Annotated in this window: 21 protein-coding genes; 14 read left to right on the top strand and 7 right to left on the bottom strand. The window is 69.5% G+C overall.

Going from position 1 to position 24,505, the window contains the following annotated elements; genetic code table 11:
* Positions 1-8 precede the first annotated feature (8 nt).
* Entirely contained in the window at positions 9-1,655 is a 1,647-nt protein-coding gene (locus OG407_RS32830) for an AAA family ATPase (RefSeq protein ID WP_405863151.1), read from the top strand.
* A 14-nt stretch (positions 1,656-1,669) separates the two neighbouring features.
* Positions 1,670-2,839, top strand: coding sequence for an HNH endonuclease (locus OG407_RS32825; RefSeq protein WP_405863150.1), 1,170 nt, complete (start codon positions 1,670-1,672; stop codon positions 2,837-2,839).
* Positions 2,840-2,900: 61 nt separating this feature from the next.
* Here OG407_RS32825 and OG407_RS32820 read toward each other — a convergent pair whose 3' ends face one another.
* Both OG407_RS32820 and ychF read right to left on the bottom strand, forming a co-directional pair.
* Entirely contained in the window at positions 2,901-4,232 is a 1,332-nt protein-coding gene (locus OG407_RS32820) for a hypothetical protein (RefSeq protein ID WP_405863149.1), read from the bottom strand.
* Positions 4,233-4,546: 314 nt separating this feature from the next.
* The gene (gene ychF / locus OG407_RS32815) at positions 4,547-5,635 is read right to left on the bottom strand and encodes a redox-regulated ATPase YchF (protein WP_405863148.1); all 1,089 of its coding nucleotides are present in this window, start codon (positions 5,633-5,635) and stop codon (positions 4,547-4,549) included.
* 200 nt (positions 5,636-5,835) lie between these two features.
* Between ychF and OG407_RS32810 the strand changes: the two genes are divergently transcribed.
* Positions 5,836-6,411 carry a DUF6542 domain-containing protein gene (locus OG407_RS32810; protein ID WP_405863147.1) on the top strand — a complete coding sequence of 192 codons (576 nt, stop codon included), beginning with the start codon at positions 5,836-5,838 and terminating at the stop codon, positions 6,409-6,411.
* Between the two features lie 606 nt (positions 6,412-7,017).
* Here OG407_RS32810 and ppgK read toward each other — a convergent pair.
* Together ppgK and OG407_RS32800 are read right to left on the bottom strand one after the other, a co-directional pair.
* Positions 7,018-7,764: a polyphosphate--glucose phosphotransferase gene (gene ppgK, locus OG407_RS32805; protein WP_327401571.1), complete on the bottom strand. Its 747-nt coding sequence runs from the start codon at positions 7,762-7,764 to the stop codon at positions 7,018-7,020.
* 29 nt (positions 7,765-7,793) lie between these two features.
* Complete coding sequence (locus OG407_RS32800) at positions 7,794-8,819, bottom strand: 4-hydroxy-3-methylbut-2-enyl diphosphate reductase (RefSeq protein WP_403583859.1); 1,026 nt, start codon at positions 8,817-8,819, stop codon at positions 7,794-7,796.
* A 99-nt stretch (positions 8,820-8,918) separates the two neighbouring features.
* Here OG407_RS32800 and OG407_RS32795 point away from each other — a divergent pair, with 99 nt between their 5' ends.
* The 4 genes from OG407_RS32795 to OG407_RS32780 all read left to right on the top strand — a co-directional run bounded on the left by OG407_RS32795 (position 8,919) and on the right by OG407_RS32780 (position 13,124).
* Positions 8,919-10,295 carry an APC family permease gene (locus tag OG407_RS32795; protein WP_405863146.1) on the top strand — a complete coding sequence of 459 codons (1,377 nt, stop codon included), beginning with the start codon at positions 8,919-8,921 and terminating at the stop codon, positions 10,293-10,295.
* 94 nt (positions 10,296-10,389) lie between these two features.
* Positions 10,390-11,598, top strand: coding sequence for an exodeoxyribonuclease VII large subunit (xseA, locus tag OG407_RS32790; protein ID WP_405863145.1), 1,209 nt, complete (start codon positions 10,390-10,392; stop codon positions 11,596-11,598).
* Between the two features lie 26 nt (positions 11,599-11,624).
* Positions 11,625-11,873 (top strand): exodeoxyribonuclease VII small subunit, encoded by a 249-nt coding sequence (locus OG407_RS32785; RefSeq protein WP_405863144.1) that lies wholly within the window; start codon positions 11,625-11,627, stop codon positions 11,871-11,873.
* Between the two features lie 660 nt (positions 11,874-12,533).
* A complete protein-coding gene (locus OG407_RS32780) occupies positions 12,534-13,124 on the top strand; it encodes a malonic semialdehyde reductase (protein WP_403583847.1) in 591 nt (196 codons plus the stop codon).
* A gap of 87 nt (positions 13,125-13,211) precedes the next feature.
* On the opposite strand, the gene OG407_RS32775 is transcribed toward OG407_RS32780, so the two are convergent.
* Positions 13,212-13,733, bottom strand: coding sequence for a DUF4245 domain-containing protein (locus OG407_RS32775; protein WP_405863143.1), 522 nt, complete (start codon positions 13,731-13,733; stop codon positions 13,212-13,214).
* 126 nt (positions 13,734-13,859) lie between these two features.
* On the opposite strand from OG407_RS32775, the gene glpX reads away from it, so the two are divergent.
* Positions 13,860-14,894 (top strand): class II fructose-bisphosphatase, encoded by a 1,035-nt coding sequence (gene glpX / locus OG407_RS32770; RefSeq protein WP_033286599.1) that lies wholly within the window; start codon positions 13,860-13,862, stop codon positions 14,892-14,894.
* Between the two features lie 164 nt (positions 14,895-15,058).
* On the opposite strand, the gene OG407_RS32765 is transcribed toward glpX, so the two are convergent.
* Together OG407_RS32765 and OG407_RS32760 are read right to left on the bottom strand one after the other, a co-directional pair.
* Positions 15,059-15,433, bottom strand: coding sequence for a WhiB family transcriptional regulator (locus OG407_RS32765; protein ID WP_026150672.1), 375 nt, complete (start codon positions 15,431-15,433; stop codon positions 15,059-15,061).
* A 173-nt stretch (positions 15,434-15,606) separates the two neighbouring features.
* A complete protein-coding gene (locus tag OG407_RS32760; protein ID WP_405863142.1) occupies positions 15,607-16,323 on the bottom strand; it encodes a DUF1707 domain-containing protein in 717 nt (238 codons plus the stop codon).
* 182 nt (positions 16,324-16,505) lie between these two features.
* On the opposite strand from OG407_RS32760, the gene OG407_RS32755 reads away from it, so the two are divergent.
* The 6 genes from OG407_RS32755 (at position 16,506) to OG407_RS32730 (ending at position 24,465) form a co-directional block, all read left to right on the top strand.
* Positions 16,506-18,170, top strand: a complete 1,665-nt coding sequence (locus OG407_RS32755; RefSeq protein ID WP_405863141.1) for a fumarate hydratase — start codon at positions 16,506-16,508, stop codon at positions 18,168-18,170.
* Positions 18,171-18,460: 290 nt separating this feature from the next.
* The gene (locus OG407_RS32750) at positions 18,461-18,820 is read left to right on the top strand and encodes an SH3 domain-containing protein (protein ID WP_405863140.1); all 360 of its coding nucleotides are present in this window, start codon (positions 18,461-18,463) and stop codon (positions 18,818-18,820) included.
* Positions 18,821-19,022: 202 nt separating this feature from the next.
* Positions 19,023-19,808, top strand: a complete 786-nt coding sequence (locus OG407_RS32745) for a DUF2690 domain-containing protein (RefSeq protein WP_405863139.1) — start codon at positions 19,023-19,025, stop codon at positions 19,806-19,808.
* A 105-nt stretch (positions 19,809-19,913) separates the two neighbouring features.
* Positions 19,914-21,317 (top strand): class II fumarate hydratase, encoded by a 1,404-nt coding sequence (locus OG407_RS32740; RefSeq protein ID WP_405863138.1) that lies wholly within the window; start codon positions 19,914-19,916, stop codon positions 21,315-21,317.
* Positions 21,318-21,389: 72 nt separating this feature from the next.
* Positions 21,390-22,082 (top strand): DUF402 domain-containing protein, encoded by a 693-nt coding sequence (locus tag OG407_RS32735; RefSeq protein WP_405863137.1) that lies wholly within the window; start codon positions 21,390-21,392, stop codon positions 22,080-22,082.
* Between the two features lie 289 nt (positions 22,083-22,371).
* On the top strand, positions 22,372-24,465 hold the full coding sequence (locus OG407_RS32730; protein WP_328679488.1) for a SpoIIE family protein phosphatase: 2,094 nt from the start codon (positions 22,372-22,374) through the stop codon (positions 24,463-24,465).
* Positions 24,466-24,505 lie beyond the last annotated feature (40 nt).

Here is a 24,505-nt window from a genome sequence, read left to right as displayed (position 1 = left end):
GGAATCCGATGCAGTTGCTGCAGCTGAGGCTGCCCGACTACCGTGGCCTGCGGGATTTCGCCCTCGACCTGGAAGACGCCGTCGACAAGGGGCAGGCCATCGCGGTACTGATCGGCGCCAATGGAGGCGGGAAGTCGCGGGTCCTGCACGCGCTCGCGGAACTCTTCGGGGCCCTCTACCGCTGCGCCCTCGGCCATTCGGGCCGTTCAGACTTCGGATACGAGGTGCGCTACCGGCTCCGCGACACAACAGTCGACATCGTGCAGCCGTCCGCCGACGCCGAACCGGTCATGTGGGTGACGAACGCCGCCGGATCGCGCGACGAGACACCGCATCACAACTGGCTCCAGCACCTTCCGGACCACGTCTTCGGGTACCAGGTGCACGGCAGGGTCCCCTGGGGCTCCGAGTTCGAACGGCACGTGCACTTCGCCGAAGCGGAGCTGGTCGCGTGGCGCGAGCAGTGGACGGAGTCCTGGTTCGCCTGGCAGGACCGGCCGGAGAACGAGGACGGGGTGTGGTCGGAACAGCTGGAGCTGCCGATCTCGTGCCCGCTGTACACCCCGGGATTCCTGTGCACGCCCGACTGGCTCCCCTTGGTCCTGCTCTCCCTGGCCACCCAGTGGGCGGATGTCTTCGGCGACTATCTCAGGGAACAGGCCCGGGTGGACGGGGTGGTGTCCGCCGCTCTCCACATACGCGCTCCCGCGTCGGTGGGAGAGGAGCTGTCGGCCCTGCCGTACTGGGGCCTTGGCGGACCTCCGCGCGTCCTTTTCGCTGAGGCGGCGGCGTCCGGCCGCTTCGGACCGGTGCCGGACTCGGACCCGCTGTACAGCGCGGGCACCCCCGACGACGGGTTCGCCCTCACCATGAGCAGCCCCGAGGATGTGCTCGCCCTCCGAAACCTCTTCGACAGCGACCTGTCAATGTTCGGGCTCCTGTCTACCCTCCAGATGGTCGGCTACCTGACCGTCGACGTGCGCGTCCGCAAGGCGGACGGCGTCGTCGTCCGGGCGGATCAACTGAGCTCCGGAGAACAGCAGATCCTCACCGTGCTCGGTCTGCTGCGGCTGCAGCGAGGCCAGGAGTCGCTCTTCTTGCTCGACGAACCCGACGCGCACTTCCATCCCGAGTGGAGCCAGCGCTGGTACTCGTCCGTCCAGAGGATGCTCGGCGACGGACAGCGCTCGCAGTTCATCGCCGCCACCCACGAGCCCCTCCTTGTCTCGAACATGCTGCGGCGGCAGATCCGAGTGCTCGACACGGATGCCGACGGACAGACGACGGCGCTCGTCCCGAACACCGCCCCTCGCGGTCAAGGGGCCGGTGGGCTGCTCACCTCCGACCTGTTCCGCCTCCGAAGCCAACTCGACGAGCACACCCAGGACCTGATCGACACCCAGTACCGCCTCATACCTGTGGCCGAGGACGACCCCGAGGCCCGCCGGGAACTCCAGGAGGTGACCGACCAGCTCGACGGACTGGGCTTCGCCACGGGGCGCCGAGACAAGGTGCTTTCCTCCTTCCTGGCGGAACTGCACCGGCGGCGCACGGAGCTCATCGAGCGGGCCCGGAACGGCGGCACCGTGACAGGCGAGGAGCTCGAAGCAACTGCACGGGTGCTCTTCCACGAGCGCTTCTCCCGGGGGGTCTGATCCCGGTGCGCCACGTGGACAACAGCGGACTCACCGCGCCGCAGAGGTGGGCGGACCGGGCCGCCAAGGAACTCGAGAAGCTCCAAGAGGACGCAGAGGACGCGGACAAGGAGTTCTCCTTCCGCGAGATGTGGCGGGAGGACGCGATCCGCGACCGGCTGATCGCCCTCATCGGGGAGAAATGCTGGTACTGCGAGACCAGGTTCGTCCGCTCGCCCTACCACGTCGACCACTACCGGCCGAAGTCCGTCGTCGTCGGTGAGGCGGAGCGCCGCGGGTACTGGTGGCTCGCCTACGACCCCGCCAATTACCGTCTTGCCTGCCACCACTGCAACAGCGGCGGTGCCCGCTACGGCAATAAGAGCGCCGGACCGGGCAAGGGAGCCCGCTTCCCTCTGCTCGGGCAACGCGCGTCGGAGGGCGAAAGCCTGGACGGCGAACTGCCGGTGCTACTTGATCCCGTGGTGGCTGAGGACGCCGAACTCGTGGGGTTCGACAGGCAGGGCCACGCCCGGCGGAGGCCCGAGCAGCCGTACTCCGACGACGAGGTGGCCCGGGACCTCTGTCGGGTGGATGAGACCGTTCGCATGCTCGCGCTCAACTCCGACCTGCTCATCGAGAGCAGATCCAGCTTGATCGACAGGGTGGTCGGACTCGTCCAGCTATACCTCACCAGCAGAGGCAACGCCGGTGTGGCGTTGTACGCTCGCACCGAGATCGACGGCCTGACACAGACGACCGCCGAGTGGAGCGCGGCGGCAGCAGCAGCCGAACGCCTGGCCCTCCTCGCCCACGACCGCCCGGGAGACGACACGCCCCCTGGTGGAGAGGCGGAGGGCGAGGTAGCGATAGGTGCAAACCGTGGAACCGAGCCCCCGGCTGCCGCGGGGGAGGGCAACCACGTCGACCTGCGGACCCTAGTGGCCGCCTTTCCCCCCGAGGCGTTCTCAGCGGGCGGAATCGCGCTGACGGGCCAGGGGAAGCGGGGCCCGGCCAAGGCGACGCTGCTGGAAGACGGCAGGATCATCTGCTTCCAGCGGCCCTTGAACACGCCCATGTCCGCGGCACGGATGGCGACTGGCGACGACCATGTGGACGGATGGGCCTTCTGGTCGTTGACGGTGGACGGCACGACCCGGACACTCTCCGACCTGCGCGACTCCCTGATCGCCCAGGCTGACTGACTGGAGGTCGCTCCCAGGGGCGAGCCGCGTCTCATCACCTCCGACCTGAGCGGATGGCGTCTCAGACCCACACCTTGCACTCATCGGTGAAGTAAGGCCACGGCTGACATCCGGCTACCCCCTTTCGGAGCAGCTGGTCCATGCCATGCGCCCAGGCTTGCAGGTCGGTCAGCTCCAGCATGAGCTGTTCGATCCCTGCTCTGGCCATCGTGAGCCGTCGGCCGTGCCCCTGAATAGTAACGACAGGCTGGGCATGCTCCATCTCCGCTCCGCGCGGTAGGACCCACTCCGCGTCCAGCCCCTGCTTGCGGAGCTCTTCGATGAAGTTGTCAGACGACAGCGTCACGGTGAAGACAAGAACATCGGCAATGAGTCCGGCGCACTGCGCGGGCTGCAGCGGATAGATACCCCACGGTGGGGCCATGGTGTTGCGAGCAGCGCTGTCTCCACTGCTGAAGGAAATCGTCTGCCCGGTCAGCCGCATTCGGCGTAGCAGCGCCGCGTATGCGGCGTGGAACTGTCGGGTCGCCTCCTGTCCGCCCCACCTGTTGCCGGCTACCGCAATGTCGAGGGCCAGGACACCGCGCTGACCCGGCGCCCGCATCGTCTTCAGCCCATCCTGATGGGCTCGGGCCAAGGCATCGCTCAGCACGGACAGATGGGTGGCATAGGGCACGCCGGTCTCGACGAGAACGGCCTTGTCCTGGCCTGGGAGCGGCCCACCCATGTGCAGTGCCTCAGCCGCCAGCCGGGTCCGGGTCAGTTGGGCGCTCTCCCGCCGCCTCGGATTCGTCTTCAGCTCGTACAGAAGGATGTCCTGCTCACCGTTGTCCCCGTCTTGAAACACGCTCACGTCGCCGATACGCAGACAGCCAGTCAGGTCATGCAGGAGAGCGAAGCGCCTGTGCTCGCTCCACTGCTGCTCCGCGAACTGGATCTCATGGACCGTGCCCTCCTTGCTGAGAGTCATGGGTCCCGGCGATTCATTTCTGCGCAGCGTGAGAATGTAGCGGCGGTCATACCGGAATACCCGCCACGCCAAGGCGTCACCGACAGAGCGCAGTTGGCGTCCCACCCGCTCCAGGACGTCCGACTCCAATCGCCAGTCGTCCAAGTCGTGAGGATCGCCAACGACGAGATCGGGAGCGTCGGCAGGCAGCGACTGCCTCTTCCTGAGGCGCTTGATCACTCGCGAGCGCTCCGCACGCGCAAGGTTCGCGGCAAGCGTGGCGTGCAGAAGTTCCCGCTGGAACGTCGCGAAGTCCTCTGCACTACGGCACTCGCGCAGATCCTTGATGAAGCCGATCAGCCGCTCACCGTTCTCCCGATGAAACGGGTGCTTGATCAGGGTGTCCAACCGGTCAGACGGCATATCGATGAGCATCGGAGCCATGGGAGTGATTCTTCCTGGGAACAGACCCCGATCTCCACTGAATTCGCCGACTTGCACCGCGACGTCAAACAGGAAGCACGGCACCGACGAACGGCTGCGCCAGGTCGTCAGCAGAGCGACCGTCACCTGACTCGGCATTAGAGACGGATCAGGACGCCCCCGACACCGCTAAGCCGTCCTCCGCGGCGGCGACGGAAAACGAGGCCGCCGTGGAGAACGTCGGTAAATGATCAGCGACGGGCCGACCCAACCCGACATCTCAAGCCACTTGCACTTTGGAATCTCATTTCACCAGGTCAGCGACGTGGTGGAGTTCATACACTGAACCGGAACTCCACCACATCCCCGTCCTGCATCACATAGTCCTTGCCCTCCATGCGCGCCTTCCCCTTGGCCCGGGCCTCGGCGACCGACCCCGTCTCCACCAGGTCGGCGAAGGAGATGACCTCCGCCTTGATGAAGCCCTTCTGGAAGTCGGTGTGGATGACGCCGGCGGCCTCGGGGGCGGTGGCGCCCTTCTTGATGGTCCAGGCGCGGGATTCCTTGGGGCCTGCCGTGAGGTAGGTCTGGAGGCCGAGGGTGTCGAAGCCGACGCGGGCCAGGGTCGTCATGCCGGGCTCCTCCACGCCGACCGACTCCAGGAGCTCCATCGCCTCCTCCTCGTCGAGCTCGGCGAGGTCCGCCTCCAGCTTGGCGTTGAGGAAGATCGCCTCGGCGGGGGCGACGAGGGCGCGCTGTTCGGTCTTGAAGTCCTCGTCCACCAGCTCGTCCTCGTCGACGTTGAAGACGTAGAGGAAGGGCTTGGTCGTCAACAGGTGCAGGTCGTGGAGGAGTTCCTCGTTGCCGGAACCCTGGACGATGCCCTGTGAGAAGAGGGTGTCGCCCTTCTCCAGGATCTCCTGCGCCGCCTCGACCGCCGCGACCTTCGGGCCGATGTCCTTCTTGATGCGCGACTCGCGCTGGAGGCGCGGCAGCACCTTCTCGATGGTCTGCAGGTCGGCGAGGATCAGCTCGGTGTTGATCGTCTCGATGTCGTCCTTGGGCGAGACCTTGCCGTCGACGTGGACGACGTTCTCGTCCTTGAAGGCGCGGATGACCTGGCAGATCGCGTCCGACTCACGGATGTTCGCGAGGAACTTGTTGCCCAGGCCCTCGCCCTCCGACGCGCCCTTCACGATGCCCGCGATGTCGACGAAGTCGACCGTCGCCGGGAGGATCTTCTGCGAGGAGAAGATCTCGGCCAGTTTCGCCAGACGCGGGTCGGGGACGCCGACCACGCCGACGTTCGGCTCGATCGTGGCGAACGGGTAGTTGGCCGCCAGCACGTCGTTCTTGGTCAGGGCGTTGAACAGGGTCGACTTGCCGACATTCGGCAGACCGACGATTCCGATCGTGAGCGACACGTTGCGACTTCCCGTACGTGAGTGGCGTGAGAGCAGTGGAGGGAACCGGCTGAGGCTGCGGAGACCGGGCCCCGGGGCCGATCCACCAGTCTACGGCGTGAGCCGCGCCCTCCCGGCTCCGCGTCGAACACGTGGCCAAGCTCTGCCCATCGGCGTGTCTGAGGACCTATTCGGCACATAAACCGACCTAAGTTGGTCCAGTGGAGCAACACAGGACACGACCCCCACAGCCCGGCGCAAGACGCGGGGCCCCGCCCCTGCCCCCGCAGGCGGGCCGGGGCCCGAACGGCGGCCCGGCCCGCACGACCCGCCCGGGCCCGCAGGCACGCGGCACCGCACAGCGCCGCCCGGCGGCCGTACGACGCCCGAGCCCTACGGCGGCCGAGACGGTACGTCAGCTGCCGAACCCCCGGCTCACCGGGCTCGGCGGCGGGCTGTTCTGCGCGGCCGTGATGTTCGTGCTCGGGTGCATCGACCAGTTCCTGTTCGGAGCCTCGCTGACCGTGTACGGCGTGCTGTTCGTGCCGGTGTGCGTGCTCACCGCGGTCTGGATCCGGCGCGGCGACCTGCTGACCGCACCGGTCGTCGTACCGATCGCCTTCGCCGTCGGCCTCTTCCCGGTGGCCGACGGCAGCGGCGGCCTCGTCAACCGGCTGATGGGCCTGTTCACCGGCCTCGCCACCCAGGCCGGCTGGCTGTACGGCGGGACCCTCGTCGCGGGACTCATCGCAACCGTCCGCAGGATTCGGCTGCTGAGGCGTCGCCGTCGGGCGTGACTCCCCCGGGCCCGGGGGAGTTATGCCCGGCCGCAAGACTGACCCCGGGGCGAATCCGGGTCCCGTCCCAGAGGCCAGCTCAGGGGCCGGGACTGGGGCCAGGTCGGGACCTGGATCGAGGTCGAGGTCCAGGCCAGCTCAGGGACCGGGACCGGGACCGGGGCCAGGTCAGGACCGGGGCCAGGTCAGGTCAGGTCAGGACCGGGTGGTCGAGGTCGGGACCGGGGTCAGGGTCGTCCCCAGGACCAGTCCTGAAGCCACCGGTCCGGGAGCCGGTCGCAGGGTCGGTTCCGGGGCCGGAGACCCAGCCGCGGAGCATTCCCCGTCGACCGAGCCGTCCACCGAGCCCGTACAAGCCCGTCCGAACCCGCGCGCTCGGCGACCAGCGCCGCCGCCCCTTCGCACAGGTCGCGGCGGACTTCCTCCGTAGCCACCTGTCACCTGTCACAGGCCCCCGCCTCACAGCCGACGCCCACCGGACTCCGCCCACCGAGACCCGCACACCCGCACACCCGCACCGACCAGGCGCCGCCGAGCCCCCGCCACCAGCTCCACCGGCGCCGACCAGCACCGCCGAAAGTCAGCCCTACTGACCGCTAGCCAGCCCTAGTCATCCCCCGCCGCATGCATCGCCGCCCCCACGATCCCCGCGTTGTTCTGCAGCTGCGCCGGGACGATCTCCGCCTTGATGTCCTCGATGAAGTGCAGGAACTTGTCGGCCTTGCGGCTGACTCCGCCGCCGATGATGAAGAGTTCGGGCGAGAACAGCATCTCGACGTGGGCGAGGTACTTCTGGACGCGGTGCGCCCAGTGCTCCCACGTCAGCTCGCCGTCCTCCTTGGCCTTGCTGGAGGCCTTCTTCTCGGCGTCGTGGCCGTTCAGTTCGAGGTGGCCCAGCTCCGTGTTCGGGACCAGGACACCGTTGACGAAGAGGGCGCTGCCGATGCCCGTGCCGAAGGTCAGCAGGATGACCGTGCCCTTGCGGCCCTGGCCGGCGCCGAAGTGCATCTCGGCGACGCCCGCCGCGTCCGCGTCGTTGACGACGGTCACCGGGAGACCGCCGAGCCTGTCGCTGAACAGCGCGCCCGCGTCCGTGTCGATCCAGCTCTTGTCGACGTTCGCCGCCGTACGGATCGTGGCCCCGCCGGTGACCACACCTGGAAACGTGAGCCCGACCGGTCCCGTCCAGCCGAAGTGGTCGACGACTTCCTTCACGCCGTCGGCCACTCCGTCCGGTGTCGCCGGGTGCGGGGTCAGCACCTTGCACCGCTCTTCCGTCAGTTCGCCCTTGTCCAGGTCCACAGGGGCGCCCTTGATCCCGGATCCACCGATGTCCACGCCGAAGATCTGCATGGATCCACGCTACGACGAACGACTGACAGTCACTGCCCGGAGGGTGCCGTACGGTCCGAACCCGTGCGCTCGGCGACCAGCGCGGCCGCCTCTTCGCGCAGGTCACGGCGGAGTTCCTTGGGCAGCGAGAACGTGATGGACTCCTCGGCCGCCTTGACCAGCTCGACGTCCTCGAAGCCGCGACCGGACAGCCACTCCAACACCTGTTCGACCAGAACCTCCGGCACGGACGCGCCCGAGGTCACGCCGACCGTGGTCACGCCCTCCAGCCAGGCCTCCTCGATCTCGTCGGCGAAGTCCACCAGGTAGGCGGCGCGGGCGCCGGCCAGCTTGGCGACCTCGACGAGCCGTACCGAGTTGGAGGAGTTCTTGGAACCGACCACGATCACCAGGTCGGCCTCCTCGCCCATCTGCTTCACGGCGAGCTGGCGGTTCTGCGTGGCGTAGCAGATGTCGTCGCTGGGCGGGGAGATGAGCTGCGGGAACTTCTCCTTCAGGGCGTCGACCGTCTCCATGGTCTCGTCGACCGAGAGGGTGGTCTGGGACAGCCATACGACCCTGGACGGATCCCGCACCTCGACCTTGGAGACGTCGGACGGGCCGTCGACCAGGGTGATGTGGTCGGGGGCCTCTCCGGAGGTGCCGATGACCTCTTCGTGGCCCTCGTGGCCGATCAGCAGGATGTCGAAGTCGTCGTTGGCGAAACGGACGGCTTCCTTGTGGACCTTGGTCACCAGGGGGCAGGTCGCGTCGATGGTGGCGAGGCGGCCCTGCTTGGCCTCGTCGTGGACGACGGGCGCGACGCCGTGCGCGGAGAACATCACGATGTTCCCCTCGGGGACCTCCTCGGTCCGCTCGACGAAGATGGCGCCCTTCTTCTCCAGGGTCTGGACGACGTACTTGTTGTGCACGATCTCGTGCCGGACATAGATCGGAGCCCCGTACTGCTCAAGGGCTTTCTCGACGGCGATCACGGCGCGGTCCACACCCGCGCAGTAGCCCCGGGGGGCGGCGAGCAGGACACGGCGGCCAGACGAAGCAGTCATGCGTCCCATCGTAAGGCCGCGCTCGACGGGTCAAAGATCGCGTCCTTGGGGAGACTGGCCGTGGAGTGGGAGGGGTGGGGGCCGGGCACGACCTACGGGAGACGCGAGATGGCGGACAGGGACAGCGGTACGGACACGGAGACCGCGGCCGGCGACGGGCCCCAGCTGCGGCGCAGCCTCGGTTTCCGCGATCTCGTCGTCTACGGGCTGCTGTTCATCGCCCCTATGGCGCCGGTCGGCGTGTTCGGCACCCTGGACGCCAAGTCGCACGGTGCCGTCGCGCTGGTCTACATCGTGGCCACGGTCGCGATGGCGTTCACGGCGTTCAGCTACGCGCAGATGGTGCGGGTCGTCCCTCAGGCGGGCTCGGTGTTCGCCTACGCGCGCGTGGGGCTCGGCAGGGAGGCCGGGTTCATCGCCGGCTGGATGGCGATGCTGGACTACATCCTGATCCCCGCCGTCGCCTACCTCTTCTCCGGGATCGCCATGAACGCGCTGGTCCCGGACGTCTCGCGGTGGGTGTGGACCGCGCTGGCGGTCGTCATCACGACCTGCCTCAACCTCTGGGGTGTGCGTGCGGCGGCCCGCGTGGGCTTCCTCGTCCTCGCGATGGAGATCGTCGTCCTCGTCATCTTCATCGTGTCGGCGATCGTCGTCCTCGCGCGCGACGGCGCCGAACGGGGCTGGCTGTCACCCCTCTCCGGGGACGGCACGCAGGGCGCGTTCGCGCTGTCGGCGGTGATCGGCGCGGTCTCGGTGGCCGTCCTGTCGTACCTGGGTTTCGACGCGGTGGCCACCTTCGCGGAGGAGGTCACCGGCGGCTCCGAGAAGGTCGCCAGGGCGCTGCTGTTCTGCCTCGCGCTGGCCGGTGTGCTGTTCATCGCCCAGACGTACCTGGTCGCCCTCCTGGAGCCGACGACGTCCGCGCAGCTGGCCGCCGACGCGGGGAAACAAGGAACGGCGTTCTACGACGCGGTCGACGTCTCCGTCGGCGACTGGCTGCACAACCTGGTCGCCGTCAGCAAGGCGATCGGCGCGGCGTTCGCGGCCCTGGCCGGGCAGGCGGCGGCGGGCCGCCTGGTCTTCGCGATGGCCCGCGACCGACGCCTCCCCCGCGCCCTGTCGAAGACCGACGACGGAGTACCCCGGGTCGCCCTGCTCTCCGCGGCGGTCATCACCCTGATCGCCGCGGTCTGGGCGGCCCGCCGCGACGACGGCCTCGACCACCTCGTCTCGGTCGTCGACATCGGCGCGCTCACCGCGTTCACGTTGCTGCACGCGAGCGTGGTGGGCTGGTTCGCGGTACGGCGGCGAGGCGGCCCGGTGGTGTGGTGGCGGCACGTGCTGGTGCCGGTGCTGGGGGCCGCGATCACGATCGCGGTGATCGTGGAGGCGTCCGGGACCGCGCAGGTGGTGGGCGCGATCTGGCTGGCGGTGGGGTTGGTGGTGCTGGCGGTGCAGTCGCGCGCGGCGATCCGGCAGTAGTTGCCCGGCGTGGGGGCGGGGCCGGGTATGCGTGGCTCCCGCCCCGGCCCGCACCTCGACCCCGTTGTCACAGGTGGCCGTTACTCTCGGGCGCATGGCTCTCAACACGGCTCCGGACGCGGCGCTCCCCGTCGGTGAGATCTCCCGGCTGATCGGCGGGTGGATCGATCGGCTCGGTGCGGTGTGGGTCGAGGGGCAGATCACTCAGTTGTCGCGGCGGCCCGGTGCGGGGGTCGTGTTTCTGACGTTGCGTGACCCGTCGTACGACATCTCGGTGAGCGTGACGTGCTTCCGGCAGGTGTTCGACGAGGTCGCCGATGTCGTCAGCGAGGGCGCGCGGGTCGTCGTACTCGCGAAGCCGGAGTGGTACGCGCCGCGGGGGCAGTTGTCGTTGCGGGCCACCGAGATAAGGCCGGTCGGGGTGGGTGAACTCCTCGCGCGGCTTGAGCAGTTGAAGAAGTCGCTGGCCGCGGAGGGGCTGTTCGCGGCGGATCGGAAGAAGCCGTTGCCGTTCCTGCCGCAGCTGATCGGGCTGGTCTGCGGGCGGGCCTCGGCGGCCGAGCGGGACGTCCTGGAGAACGCGCGGCATCGCTGGCCCGCGGTCCGTTTCGAGGTGCGCAACGTGCCCGTGCAGGGCGTGCACGCCGTGCCGCAGGTCGTGCAGGCGGTGAAGGAACTGGACGCGCTCGACGGTGTGGACGTGATCATCGTGGCGCGGGGCGGCGGCAGCGTGGAGGACCTGCTGCCGTTCTCCGACGAGCAGCTCGTACGGGCCGTGTCGGCCTGTCGTACCCCCGTGGTGTCCGCGATCGGGCACGAGCCCGACAACCCCCTCCTGGACTACGTCGCCGACCTGCGCGCCTCCACCCCCACCGACGCCGCGAAGAAGGTCGTACCGGACGTCGGCGAGGAGTACGAGCGCGTACGGCAGCTGCGTGACCGGGCGCGGCGGTGTGTGGTGGCGTTCGTGGACCGGGAGGAGCGCGGGCTGGCGCAGGCGTTGTCGCGGCCGTCGATACAGGATCCGCACCGGATGATCGACGAGCGCGCGGATCACGTCGCCGCCCTCCTCGACCGCGGCCGACGCACCCTCGGGCACCTCCTGGACCGAGCCGACTCGGAACTGACCCACACACACGCGCGCGTGGTCGCCCTCTCCCCCGCGGCCACCCTGAAGCGCGGGTACGCGGTACTGCAGCGGGCCGACGGCCACGTCATCCGGGACCCGGAAGAGGTGAGCCCGGACGAGGTGCTCCGCGCGCGGGTCGCCGAGGGCGAGTTCACGGTTCGGGTCGAGGCGTAGTTCCTGTTGATGCATAGGGTGGGCGAATGACCAGCAAGGTGACGGAAGAGTCGCTCGGATACGAGCAGGCACGCGACGAGCTGATCGAGGTCGTACGGCGCCTGGAGGCGGGCGGCACGACCCTGGAGGAGTCCCTCGCCCTCTGGGAGCGCGGCGAGCAACTGTCCAAGGTCTGCCGCCGCTGGCTGGACGGGGCGAGGGCCCGACTGGACGCGGCGTTGGCGGAAGAAGAGGACGAGAGCGCGGCCGGGGCCGGAGAAGCGGACGGCGAGTAGCGAGTGCGGGCGGCTCGCGGCGGGCGGGTCGCGCGGCTGGCGGCTGGCGGCTGGCGGCTGGCGGCTCACACGTAGCGGCAGCTGGCGGCGGACAGCAAGCCGCAGCGGCCGCCAGCCGACCCGGCGACGGCGAGCGGCTGGCAACAGCCGACGCCTGTCAGTGGAGGGCGAAAACAACCGCCACCAACCAGCGGCAGACGGCGAGTAGCAGCAGCCACCAGCTGTCATCGACGGCGCCGCGCCAGCAGGCCAAAGTCTGGCAGCCGATGGTGAGTCACAACAGCTGGCAGCGAACGGCAAGTAGCGCCAGCCGACAGCGGGTCACAGCAGCTGTCGGCGTCGGCGAACAGTCGGCAACGGCTGGCAGCCGATGACGAGTATCGACAGCCGGCGGCGAACAGGAAGCCGCACCGACCCGTAGGCACCCGTCCCTGACGGCGGCCAGCCGGTACCCGGCGTCGCCCGCTGCCGGCAACGCCGATCGATCGCCGGCAACAGCCGACCCCTGGCAAGCAGCCCCAGCGGTGTTTCTCTGTGATGCGGATCACCATGCTCCGGATTTGGTTGAATGTTGAACCTCACGTCGCGTACGGTCGGTCTCGTCAGCCTATCCGGACCACGGTCCGGTTCCGGTTTCCGGCTATCCGAGGAAGTTCTCGTATGTCTCTCGTTCTTGACCCCGCCGCCCAGGACCTGCTGTTCCGCGAGGCCCGTACCGCGAACACGTTCACCGACGAGCCGGTGACGGACGAGCAGGTGCAGGCGATCTACGACCTGGTCAAGTACGGCCCGACCTCCATGAACCAGTCGCCGCTGCGCATCACCCTGGTCCGCTCCCCCGAGGCCCGCGAGCGCCTCGTGCAGCACCTCGCCGAGGGCAACCAGAAGAAGACCGCCGCCGCCCCGCTGGTCGCGATCCTCTCCGCGGACAACGAGTTCCACGAGGAGCTCCCGAACCTGTTCCCGCACTTCCCGCAGGCCAAGGACGCCGTCTTCGGCGAGCGTTCGGTCCGTGAGGGCAACGCCGCGCTGAACGCCGCCCTCCAGGCCGCGTACTTCATCATCGGCATCCGCGCCGCCGGCCTCGCCGCCGGCCCGATGACCGGTCTCGACTTCGCGGGCGTCCAGAAGGAGTTCCTGGACGGCGACCACACCCCGTTCGTCGTCATCAACATCGGCAAGCCGGGCGAGGACGCCTGGTTCCCGCGCTCCCCGCGCCTGGAGTACGACGAGGTCGTCACCACCGTCTGAGACGGATGACCCCCTGATGACATGACGAAGGCCCCCGGCACCGAACCCGTGCCGGGGGCCTTCCTCGTGCGTATCGATCCCGTCCGTCTACTTCGTCTGCAGCGCCTTCGCCATCTCCGTCAGCTGCGCGAACGAACCCGTGCCCGCCACCACCGTCGTCGACCCCTTGCCCGCGCGCACGAGCGCGTCGTAGCGGCCGCCGGTGTAGCGGGTCCACGTCTGGCCGTCGATGTCCTGGGTGGTCTTCGTCGCGGCGGAGCCCTGGCTGGCGGTGTCGACGAAGTCGGCCGGCTTCTGAGTCGACTGTTCTATCTGCACGTACTGTCCGCCAGGGGCACTGAATCCGAGGTGCCAGGCGTCGAACGCGGCGCCGTCGTAGCTGACCGAGGTCGCCTTCCAGGTCTTCGACAGGCCCTCCGGGGCCGCCACCGGGTACGGCGCCGCGCGGCGGGCCGTGAGCAGCTCCACGCGGTAGTCGACCCGCTTGATGTCGGGAGCGTGGTCGCTGTGCGGGATGAAGATGTAGACGATCGCCGCCGCGATCCCGATCAGGCCCAGGGAGAGAATCATGTCCCGGACCGTCTTCTGCTTACCGTTCGAACCTGCCACGTCCCTATCGTCGCAGGTGCCCTGGTCCGCTCATCCGTGGGCCCCCCTGCTCATTTTGTCTGCCTGGCGATAGAGTCGGGGCCATACCCTCATCCGGCCGTCGTCGTATCAGAAAGGTGCGCTCCGATGACCGAGCATCATCATCTGCCGTCCGAACTCGAAGTCCCCTCCGAGGCCCCCGACCGCAACCTCGCCCTGGAACTCGTCCGGGTGACCGAAGCCGCCGCGATGGCCGCGGGCCGCTGGGTCGGGCGCGGCGACAAGAACGGCGCCGACGGTGCCGCCGTGCGTGCCATGCGGACCCTCGTCTCCACCGTCTCGATGAACGGCGTCGTCGTCATCGGCGAGGGCGAGAAGGACGAGGCGCCGATGCTCTTCAACGGCGAGCGTGTCGGTGACGGCACCGGGCCGGAGTGCGACATCGCCGTCGACCCGATCGACGGAACCACGCTCAACGCCAAGGGCATGCCGAACGCGATCGCCGTGCTGGCCGCCGCGGACCGGGGTTCGATGTTCGACCCGTCCGCCGTGTTCTACATGGACAAGCTCGTCGCCGGGCCCGAGGCGGCCGAGTTCGTCGACATCGAGGCGCCGATCTCGGTGAACGTCCGCCGGGTCGCCAAGGCCAAGCGGGTCACGCCCGAGGACGTCACCGTCGTCGTCCTGGACCGGCCGCGGCACGACGGCATCATCAAGGAGATCCGGGAGACCGGTGCGCGGATCAAGCTGATCTCCGACGGCGATGTCGCGGGGTCGATCCTGGCGCTGCGCGAAGGTACCGGCGTGGATCTGCTGCTCGGTATCGGTGGCACGCCCGAGGGCATCATCTCGGCCTGTGCCGTGAAGTGCCTGGGGGGTGTGATCCAGGGCAAGTTGTGGCCGAAGGACGATGCCGAGCGGCAGCGGGCGCTGGACGCGGGGCATGACCTTGACCGGGTGCTCACCACCGATGACCTGGTGTCGGGCGAGAACGTGTTCTTCGTCGCCACCGGGATCACCGACGGGGAGTTGCTGCGGGGTGTTCGCTACCGCGCGGAGACCGCGACGACCGACTCGATCGTGATGCGGTCCAAGTCCGGGACGGTGCGGCGGATCGACTCGGAGCACCGGCTGAGCAAGCTGCGGGCGTACAGCGCGATTGACTTCGACCGGGCCAAGTAGCGCCTAGGAGTGGGGTTCTGCGGACCGTTGGCGGGTGCGGGTCGCCTGTGGCTGGTCGCGCCCATGCGGCGGAGCCGCACATGTCACAGCCCCGCGCCCCTAGGTGAGTAGCCCTGCCCGGCAAATGAAAAAGGCGCCCCCTGGTGCGGAGGGGGCGCCTTTTGTCAGCCTGCCGCTGCTATGCGGCCTGCCGCTCGGGCCTTCTGGAGTTCCAGGTCGCGGCGGCGGCGCCTGGCCAGGACCACGCGGCGTTCGGCGGCGGTGAGGCCGCCCCAGACGCCGTAGGGCTCGGGTTGCAGGAGTGCGTGCTCCCGGCACTCGACCATGACCGGACAGCGGGCGCAGACGCGCTTCGCGGCGTCCTCGCGGGAGAGTCGGGCGGCGGTGGGTTCCTTGGAGGGCGCGAAGAACAGGCCTGCCTCGTCGCGCCGGCACACCGCTTCGGTGTGCCAGGGAGCGTCTTGGTCCCTGTCTCGCGCAGGCACCCGCTGAGCCGGAACAGCAGCTACCTGCAGGGACGAATGCGGCGGTTGCAGCACGGTCTACTCCTGACGACGGCTTCGCGAGCGAGAGACGATGCAGCAAGGCCTACCCGCTGTGCGCGCGCCTATGCACTGAGTTCCGAACCGCTGGTATTCGGGCGCTTCTGCGCGATGTCAGGCCCTGGCGGGCGTGGACCGATCAGCTCCACATGTGTTCCGATTCACAACCGTCAACGGTCCAGGTGCTTGCGCAAATTCTTGTCGACCTTGCGCTGAACCCGATCGAGAATGTCCGCAACGAGCTTGCCCCGCTTGGGTTTTGCCTCGATGTTTCCGAGTACGGCCCACCCGTCGACGTAGACCACGGGCGCGTCCGGCTCCAGCGAGTCCAGCGTGTCCACCTCGAAGTTGCCGAGGACGCCACCGCCGGTGCCGCGCAGCGACACGTTCTCCGGGACGCGGATCTCGACGTTGCCGAAGACCGAGACCGCCTTGATGACGACCTGCTGGTACTCGAAGATCGCCTCGCTGAGGTCGATCTCGACGCTGCCGAACACGGCGTACGCGTGCATCCGGCGGCCCGCGCGCCAGCGGCCCTTGCGCATCGCGGCGCTGAACACCGCCACCACGTGCTCGTCGGCCTCGGCCGGGATCGCGCCCTCCGTCGGGCGGTTCGGAGCGGGGCTGTACGACGGGGTCGTCGCCCGGCGGCCATGGGCGGCCGGCAGATCCTGGATGAAGACCTCCAGCTCGCCGACCGTCTTGGCGCTCAGCACCCCCTCGACCCGCTCGGCGTGCTCCTCCGCGTCCAGGCGCCCCTCGGCCAGGGCCTCGCGCAGGATGTCGGCGATGCGGTCACGGTCGGCGTCCGAGGCGCGCAGCTGGGTCGCGGCGGGCGCGGGCTGCGGGGCCGTGGGCGCGGATGCGGGCTGCTTCTGAAAATCCACGGCAGCAGCGTACCGAAACGCGATAGATCGCGACTAGGGGTGTGGACAACGTTGGCGCGGCGGCGAACGCCCGGAACAACTGAGCCTTACCTCACAAGCCCGGTGTCAGTGGCAGGTTCTACGCTGGTGACGCCTGCCAATGGAGGCCGGCCGCGCTGTCTGTCGAGTGAGGAATGGGCGACATGCCTGAGTTCGCGTACACCGATCTGCTCCCTATGGGAGAGGACACCACCCCGTACCGGCTGGTGACCTCCGAGGGTGTCTCCACCTTCGAGGCCGACGGGCGGACGTTCCTCAAGGTCGGGCCCGAGGCGCTGCGCAAGCTCGCCGCCGAGGCGATCCACGACATCCAGCACTACCTGCGGCCCGCCCACCTCGCGCAGCTGCGCCGGATCATCGACGACCCCGAGGCGTCGAACAACGACAAGTTCGTGGCGCTGGACCTCCTGAAGAACGCGAACATCGCCGCCGCCGGCGTGCTGCCCATGTGCCAGGACACCGGTACGGCGATCGTCATGGGGAAGCGCGGACAGAACGTCCTCACCGAAGGTGAGGACGAGTCGGCCCTGTCGCGCGGCATCTACGACGCCTACCTCAACCTCAATCTGCGGTACTCGCAGATGGCCCCGCTGACCATGTGGGACGAGAAGAACACCGGATCGAACCTGCCCGCCCAGATCGAGCTGTACGCGACCGACGGCGGCGCCTACAAGTTCCTGTTCATGGCGAAGGGCGGCGGCTCGGCCAACAAGTCGTTCCTCTACCAGGAGACGAAGGCGGTCCTGAACGAGGGCTCCATGATGAAGTTCCTGGAGGAGAAGATCCGTTCGCTGGGGACGGCCGCCTGCCCGCCGTACCACCTGGCGATCGTGGTCGGCGGTACGAGCGCCGAGTACGCGCTGAAGACCGCGAAGTACGCCTCGGCGCACTACCTGGACGAGATCCCGGCCGAGGGTTCGGAGTTGGGGCACGGGTTCCGGGACAAGGACCTGGAGCAGAAGGTCTTCGAGCTGACGCAGCGGATCGGGATCGGGGCGCAGTTCGGCGGCAAGTACTTCTGCCACGACGTGCGAGTCGTGCGGCTGCCCCGGCACGGTGCCTCCTGCCCCGTCGCCATCGCCGTGTCCTGCTCCGCCGACCGGCAGGCCGTCGCGAAGATCACCGCCGAGGGTGTGTTCCTGGAGCAGCTGGAGACCGACCCGGCGCGGTTCCTGCCGGAGACGACCGACGAGCATCTCGAAGAGGGCGATGTCGTCCGCGTCGACCTCAACCAGCCGATGGACGACATCCTCGCCGAGCTGACCAAGTACCCGGTGAAGACCCGGCTTTCGCTCTCCGGGCCGCTCGTCGTGGCGCGTGACATCGCGCACGCCAAGATCAAGGAGCGGCTGGACGCGGGGGAGGAGATGCCGCAGTACCTGAAGGACCACCCGGTGTACTACGCCGGGCCCGCGAAGACCCCCGAGGGCTACGCGTCCGGGTCCTTCGGGCCTACGACCGCCGGGCGCATGGACTCGTACGTCGAGCAGTTCCAGGCGGCGGGCGGGTCCAAGGTGATGCTGGCCAAGGGGAACCGGAGCAAACAGGTCACCGACGCGTGTGACGCGCACGGCGGCTTCTACCTCGGGTCGATCGGTGGGCCCGCGGCCCGGCTCGCCCAGGACTGCATCAAGAAGGTCGAGGTCGTCGAGTACGAGGAGCTCGGCATGGAGGCGGTCTGGAGGATCGAGGTCGAGGACTTCCCGGCGTTCGTCGTGGTCGACGACAAGGGCAACGACTTCTTCCAGAACCCGGCGCCGGAGCCTACGTTCACGCACATTCCGGTGCGGGGGCCTGGGCTGGCGTAGGGCCCGCGGCGGGGCCGCTGATGGATGCGGCTCGCCCCCGCCGCCCCTACCCGTCCCATCACCAGGGGCGCTGCCCCTTCCACCCCGCCAGGGGGCTCCGCCCCCTGGACCCCCATCGGCCCTGAAGGGGCCTCGTCCTCGAACGCCGGACGGGCTGACTGATCCCGCCCCGGCCCGTCCCAATTCGTCCCAGGGACACACGGGACGGCATCTTCGCCCGGTTTGCCGGAAAAGCTCCGAACTGACTGGATCACAGCCCGTGGTCCCCGGTCCACTCGGAGGAACCCCCCATGATCCGACGCACTCTGCGCAACGGTCTCGTCGCCGCGATCGCAGCCGTCGCCCTCTTCCCCGTGACGGCCGTCGCCGCCCCGGCCGCCCACCCGGCGAACCCCGCCCGGCACCACGTCACCGCCCCCGCCTGGGGCCGGGTCGCGACCCACCACTACCGGCACCTGAACGTCCGCTCCGGCCCCGGCACCGGCTACCGGGTCGTCGGCACGCGGCCGGTCGGGCGGGCGCTGCCCATCGTCTGCGAGACGCGCGGGTCGGACGTCTTCGGCAACCACCGCTGGTACAAGCTCCCGCACCACGAGGGCTACGTCTCCGCGCACTACGTCCACAACCACAGCGCCGTCCGCTGGTGCTGACCCTCGCCTGACCCACGTCTGACCCACGGCGCCACCCGACGGGACAGTCCCATGCGTCCCGTCGGGTGGCGCCAGGTCAACACCCCTTCATATTCCGGCATATTCGGGCGATCCGGGTGTGACCCCGCACCTCCCCCGGGAACGGATCACCGCGGTCGCCCCGGTACGGCGAGGCAACGGGGAACAGGGAACAGGGAGTTCGATGGAAAGCCACGTGACGGTCGGGCAGCAGCAGCCCCTGTCCGGCCCTTACGACGACGCGGGGCCGCTCCTGACGGAACGGCTCCGGCTCCTCAAGCGGCGGACCGGGCTGAGCCTGGCCGCGCTGGCCTCCGTCACCCCGTTCAGCAAGTCGACCTGGCACCGCTACCTCAACGGCGACCAACTCCCGCCCCGGGCGGCCGTCGAGGCCCTCGCCCGGCTCGCGCACGCCGAACCCGGGGCGCTGCTCTCCCTGTGGGACACGGCGGCCCGGGAGCAGTCCCGGCCCGCGCCTCCCCCGCCGCGGGTTCCGGCCCCGGCCCCCGTCCCGTCCGTACGGTCCCGCCGGTTCCGCCTCCGGCCGCCGACCCGCGCGCTCGTCGCCCTCGCCGCGATGGCCACCACGGTCGCGGTCACCGCCGGTGCCGCCGGCGTCCTCGATCACGCGGTCGCCTCCTGCCGGGGCAGTGGCTGCCAGGGGGCGCTGCCGTCCTCCGAGACCTGCGCGCGGGACGCCCGTACGGAGAGCGTCGTGACCCGGGCCAGTCAGGTCGTGCGGCTGCGGTACTCGCCGTCCTGCGCCACCGTCTGGTCGGAAGTGCGCACCCGGGTCGCCGGGTCGCGGGAGATCTCCATCAGGGCGGGGCAGGACGAGCTGTCCGCCGAGTACCCGGGCCACCGCTCGGACGGCTACAGCAGCCCGATGCTGGCCGCCGCCGACCCGCGCGGGGCACAGGCCTGCGCCGAGGTGGGCGGGCAGCCGGTGTGCACCGGGCCCGTCCACTGAGCGCCGGGTCGGACACGGCCCGGGCCGGGACACTCCGTTTCCCTCCGCTGAGGTGGGAACACGGGACGTGTCCGCGATGCTGTGCCCCACAGGAGGTGATCGGCGATGGCCGACGGTCAGACAGTGGGTCCGTTCCGTATCGAGCACGATTCGATGGGGGAGGTGCGGGTCCCGGTCGACGCGAAGTGGCGAGCGCAGACCCAGCGGGCGGTGGAGAACTTCCCGATCTCGGGTCAGCGCATCGAGCGCGCCCACATCGAGGCGCTCGCACAGATCAAGGGTGCCGCCGCGAAGGTGAACGCCGAACTGGGCGTACTCGACAAGGACATCGCGGAGGCGATCCGGGAGGCCGCCCGTGAGGTGGCCGGCGGGAAGTGGGACGAGCACTTCCCGATCGACGTGTTCCAGACCGGGTCCGGGACCTCGTCCAACATGAACACCAACGAGGTGATCGCCACCCTCGCGACCGAGCGGCTCGGCAAGGACGTCCACCCGAACGACCACGTCAACGCCTCGCAGTCGTCCAACGACGTGTTCCCGTCCTCCATCCACATCGCGGCCACCGGTGCCGTGATCCATGACCTGATCCCCGCGCTGGAGCATCTCGCGGGCGCGCTGTCGCGCAAGTCCATCGAGTTCGCCGATGTGGTGAAGTCCGGGCGGACCCACCTCATGGACGCCACGCCGGTGACGCTGGGGCAGGAGTTCGGCGGGTACGCGGCGCAGGTGCGCTACGGCGTCGAGCGGCTGGAGGCCTCGCTGCCGCGGCTCGCCGAGCTGCCTCTCGGCGGGACCGCCGTCGGGACCGGGATCAACACCCCGCCCGGGTTCTCCGCGGCCGTGATCGCCGAGGTCGCGCTGGTCACCGGGCTGCCGTTGACCGAGGCGCGGGACCACTTCGAGGCACAGGGCGCGCGGGACGGGATCGTCGAGACCAGCGGGCAGTTGCGGACCATCGCCGTAGGACTGACGAAGATCGCCAACGATCTGCGGTGGATGGCGTCCGGGCCGCGCACCGGGCTGTCGGAGATCTCGCTGCCCGATCTGCAGCCGGGGTCCTCGATCATGCCCGGCAAGGTCAACCCGGTGATTCCGGAGGCCGTGCTGATGGTCGCCGCGCAGGTCGTCGGCAATGACGCGACCGTCGCCACCGCCGGGGCCGCGGGCAACTTCGAGCTCAATGTGATGCTTCCCGTGATCGCCAAGAATGTTCTTGAGTCGATCCGGCTGCTCGCCAACGTCTCGCGGCTGCTCGCCGACCGGACCGTCGAGGGGATCGTCGCGCACCGGGAGCGGGCGCGTGAATACGCCGAGTCCTCGCCGTCCGTGGTCACTCCGCTCAACAAGTACATCGGGTACGAGGAGGCCGCCAAGGTCGCCAAGAAGGCACTGGCGGAACGGAAGACGATCCGCCAGGTCGTGCTGGAGAACGGCTATGTGGAGCGCGGCGACCTGACCGTCGTGCAGCTCGACGAGGCCCTCGATGTCCTGCGGATGACGCGTCCGTAACCAATTGTCGCCCTGGCGTGAACCGTGACGCGCACCGCAGCGTCGTATGCCCGGGGCACCTAATATCTCTTCATGACAGACGGTGGAGCGGTACGAGCGGTGGAAGCGGGTACGTCTACGGCCTTCTGGGCGCCCGGGGATCAGATCCTGTGGCGCTACCGGGAGAACGCCGGACCGCGCTTCCACATCGCCCGCCCCGTCACGGTCGTCCGGGACGACGAGGAGCTGCTCGCGGTCTGGATGGCGCCCGGCACCGAGTGCGTGCGGCCGGTGCTCGCGGACGGTACGTCGGTGCACGGGGAGCCGCTGGAGACCCGGTACACGAAGCCGCGCACGGTCCTGCGCGACCACTGGTTCGGCACCGGTGTGCTGAAGCTGGCACGGCCCGGTGAGCCCTGGTCGGTGTGGCTCTTCTGGGAACCCGGATGGCAGTTCAAGAACTGGTACGTGAACCTTGAGGAACCGCACGTCCGTTGGGACGGCGGGGTCGACTCCGTGGATCACTTCCTGGACATCTCCGTCCACCCGGACCGCAGTTGGCACTGGCTCGACGAGGACGAGTTCGCGCAGGCCCAGCGGGACGGTCTCATGGATCTCCAACTCGCCGAGCGGGTAAGGGAAGCGGGCTGGTCGGCGATCGAGACGATCCGCTCGTGGGGGTCTCCGTTCGCGGACGGCTGGCAGCACTGGCGCCCGGATCCGTCCTGGGCTGTACCTTCACTTCCGGAGGACTGGGACCGCACCCCCGCGCACATGTCCACATGAGACCCTTGATGCGCCCCCGGTGCGCAACCGTAGGATCGTCCTCCGCAAGGGCACCGCACAACTCCCGGGGCATGTACCGGGACTGACCAGACGTCACCGAGGGGCGGCAGGACGTGAGCGAGGGGTATCAGGGCGACAGCGGTTCGAGCCGCCGGTCCGCCGGTGGCACAGGAACAGCCTCTGACCACGCGGGAATTCCGTTCCTGGGGCACGTATTCCGGGTATCGGCATTTCAGCGGGACGATCCGCACGTACCGCGTGCGGTCCCGGACGGACGGATTCGACACGCGTGACGGAGCACCCCACCTCGTTCGAGCGCCCGAGCGGCGCCGACCCCGCAGACCCCCGCGGGGCGCTCCTGCACACCTCGACGCCGTCCAGGCCGTCCGGTGGAGCCGGCTTACCGGCACAGGCACGCACCGGCGAGCCGCCTTCGGCGCCGGGTACGAGCACGTCCCGCGCCAAGGGGAAGGACCCGGCAGGTACCCCTGTGAAGCCTGACACCGCAGGTGGCTCCGAGCACTCCCAGCCCTCGGCCGCCGAACCCGACGCCCACCGCCCGCGCCCTTCGCCCGACGGCATCCCGGCCCAGCCGGGCGTCGGCGAGGTATCCGACGCCGCCGCCAAGGAGCGCCGTACGGGACAGGGGCTGCCGCCCGGCGGTCCCATGCCGATGCGGCGGGACGGGGACCGGCTGCGCTTCGTGGGCGCCGCGACCCGGCGGATCGCCCGCGGCATCGACCTCGACGAGATCGTCATGGGCCTGTGCCGGGCGACCGTGCCGACGTTCTCGGACGCGATCCTGGTCTACCTGCGCGACCCGCTGCCCGTGGGCGACGAGCGGCCCACGGGTCCCGTCGTGCTGCGCCTGCGCCGTACCGACCGCATCCCGGAGGAGCGGGACACGGAGAACGGCTTCATGCCCGCGATACAGCCGGAGCAGCCCTCCGAACTGTCCGCGGTCACCGCCGAGTTGTGCGAGGTACGGCCCGGCGGCGCACTCAACGAGGTGCTCCGGGGCGTACGTCCGGTCTTCGCGGACTCGCCCGCCGCCCGTGCCGCGCTGCCGGAACTCCTCGGCGAGGGCGGCGAGTTGATCGTCCCCGCCGGTCAGCGCGCGATCCTCGCGCCGCTGCGCGGCCGGCGCCGGGTGATCGGCGCCGCGCTCTTCCTGCGCCGCCCCGAGCGCATGGCCTTCGAGGCCGACGACCTCCTCGTCGCCGCCCAACTCGCCACCCACAGCGCGCTGGGCATCGACAAGGCCGTGCTCTACGGCCGTGAGGCGTACATCGCCGACGAGCTGCAGCGCACCATGCTCCCGGAGACCCTCCCGCGCCCCACCGGCGTCCGGCTGGCGTCCCGGTATCTGCCCGCCGCCGAGACGGCACGCGTCGGCGGCGACTGGTACGACGCGATCCCGCTGCCCGGCAGCCGGGTCGCCCTGGTCGTCGGCGACGTCATGGGCCACTCCATGACCTCGGCCGCGATCATGGGCCAACTCCGCACCACCGCGCAGACGTTGGCCGGTCTCGACCTGCCCCCGCAGGAGGTCCTGCACCACCTCGACGAACAGGCCCAGCGGCTGGGCACCGACCGCATGGCGACCTGCCTCTACGCGGTCTACGACCCGGTCTCGCACCGCATCACCATCGCCAACGCGGGGCATCCGCCGCCGGTGCTGCTGCACCTGGGCGGCCGGGCCGAGGTCCTGCGGGTGCCGCCCGGCGCCCCGATCGGCGTCGGCGGGGTCGACTTCGAGGCCGTGGAGCTGGACGCCCCGGCGGGAGCGACGCTGCTCCTCTACACGGACGGGCTGGTCGAGTCGCGGCTGCGGGACGTGTGGACCGGGATAGAGCAGCTGCGCGAGAAGCTCGCCGCGGTCGCGCAGCTCACCGGACCCGATCATCCGCCGCCCCTGGAAGCCCTGTGCGACGAGGTGCTCGACATGCTCGGCCCGGGTGACCGGGACGACGACATCGCGCTGCTCGCCGCCCGCTTCGACGGGATCGCGCCCAGCGACGTGGCGTACTGGTTCCTCGACCCGGAGGACTCGGCCCCCGGCCAGGCCCGCCGGCTGGCCCGGCGCGCGCTGGCCCGCTGGGGCATGGAGGACATGACCGACTCCGTCGAGCTGCTGGTCAGCGAGGTCGTGACCAACGCCGTGCGGTACGCCTCGCGCCCGGTCACCCTGCGTCTGCTGCGGACCGACGTGCTGCGCTGCGAGGTCGGGGACGACGTGCCCCAGCTGCCGCGGCTGCGGCAGGCGCGGGCCACGGACGAGGGTGGGCGCGGGCTGTATCTGGTCAACAGACTGGCCCGTCGGTGGGGAGCCACGCGGCTGAGCACCGGGAAGGTGGTCTGGTTCGAACTGAACCGGAATTAGACATCGTCCAAAAGTTGCCGACATACCGGCGTCGGAGTTG

It is taken from the genome of Streptomyces sp. NBC_01515 (genome assembly GCF_045040345.1).
Classification (GTDB): Bacteria; Actinomycetota; Actinomycetes; order Streptomycetales; family Streptomycetaceae; genus Streptomyces.
The sequence above is the reverse complement of the archived record's forward strand: the minus strand, read 5'-3'. Positions and strand labels throughout refer to the sequence as shown.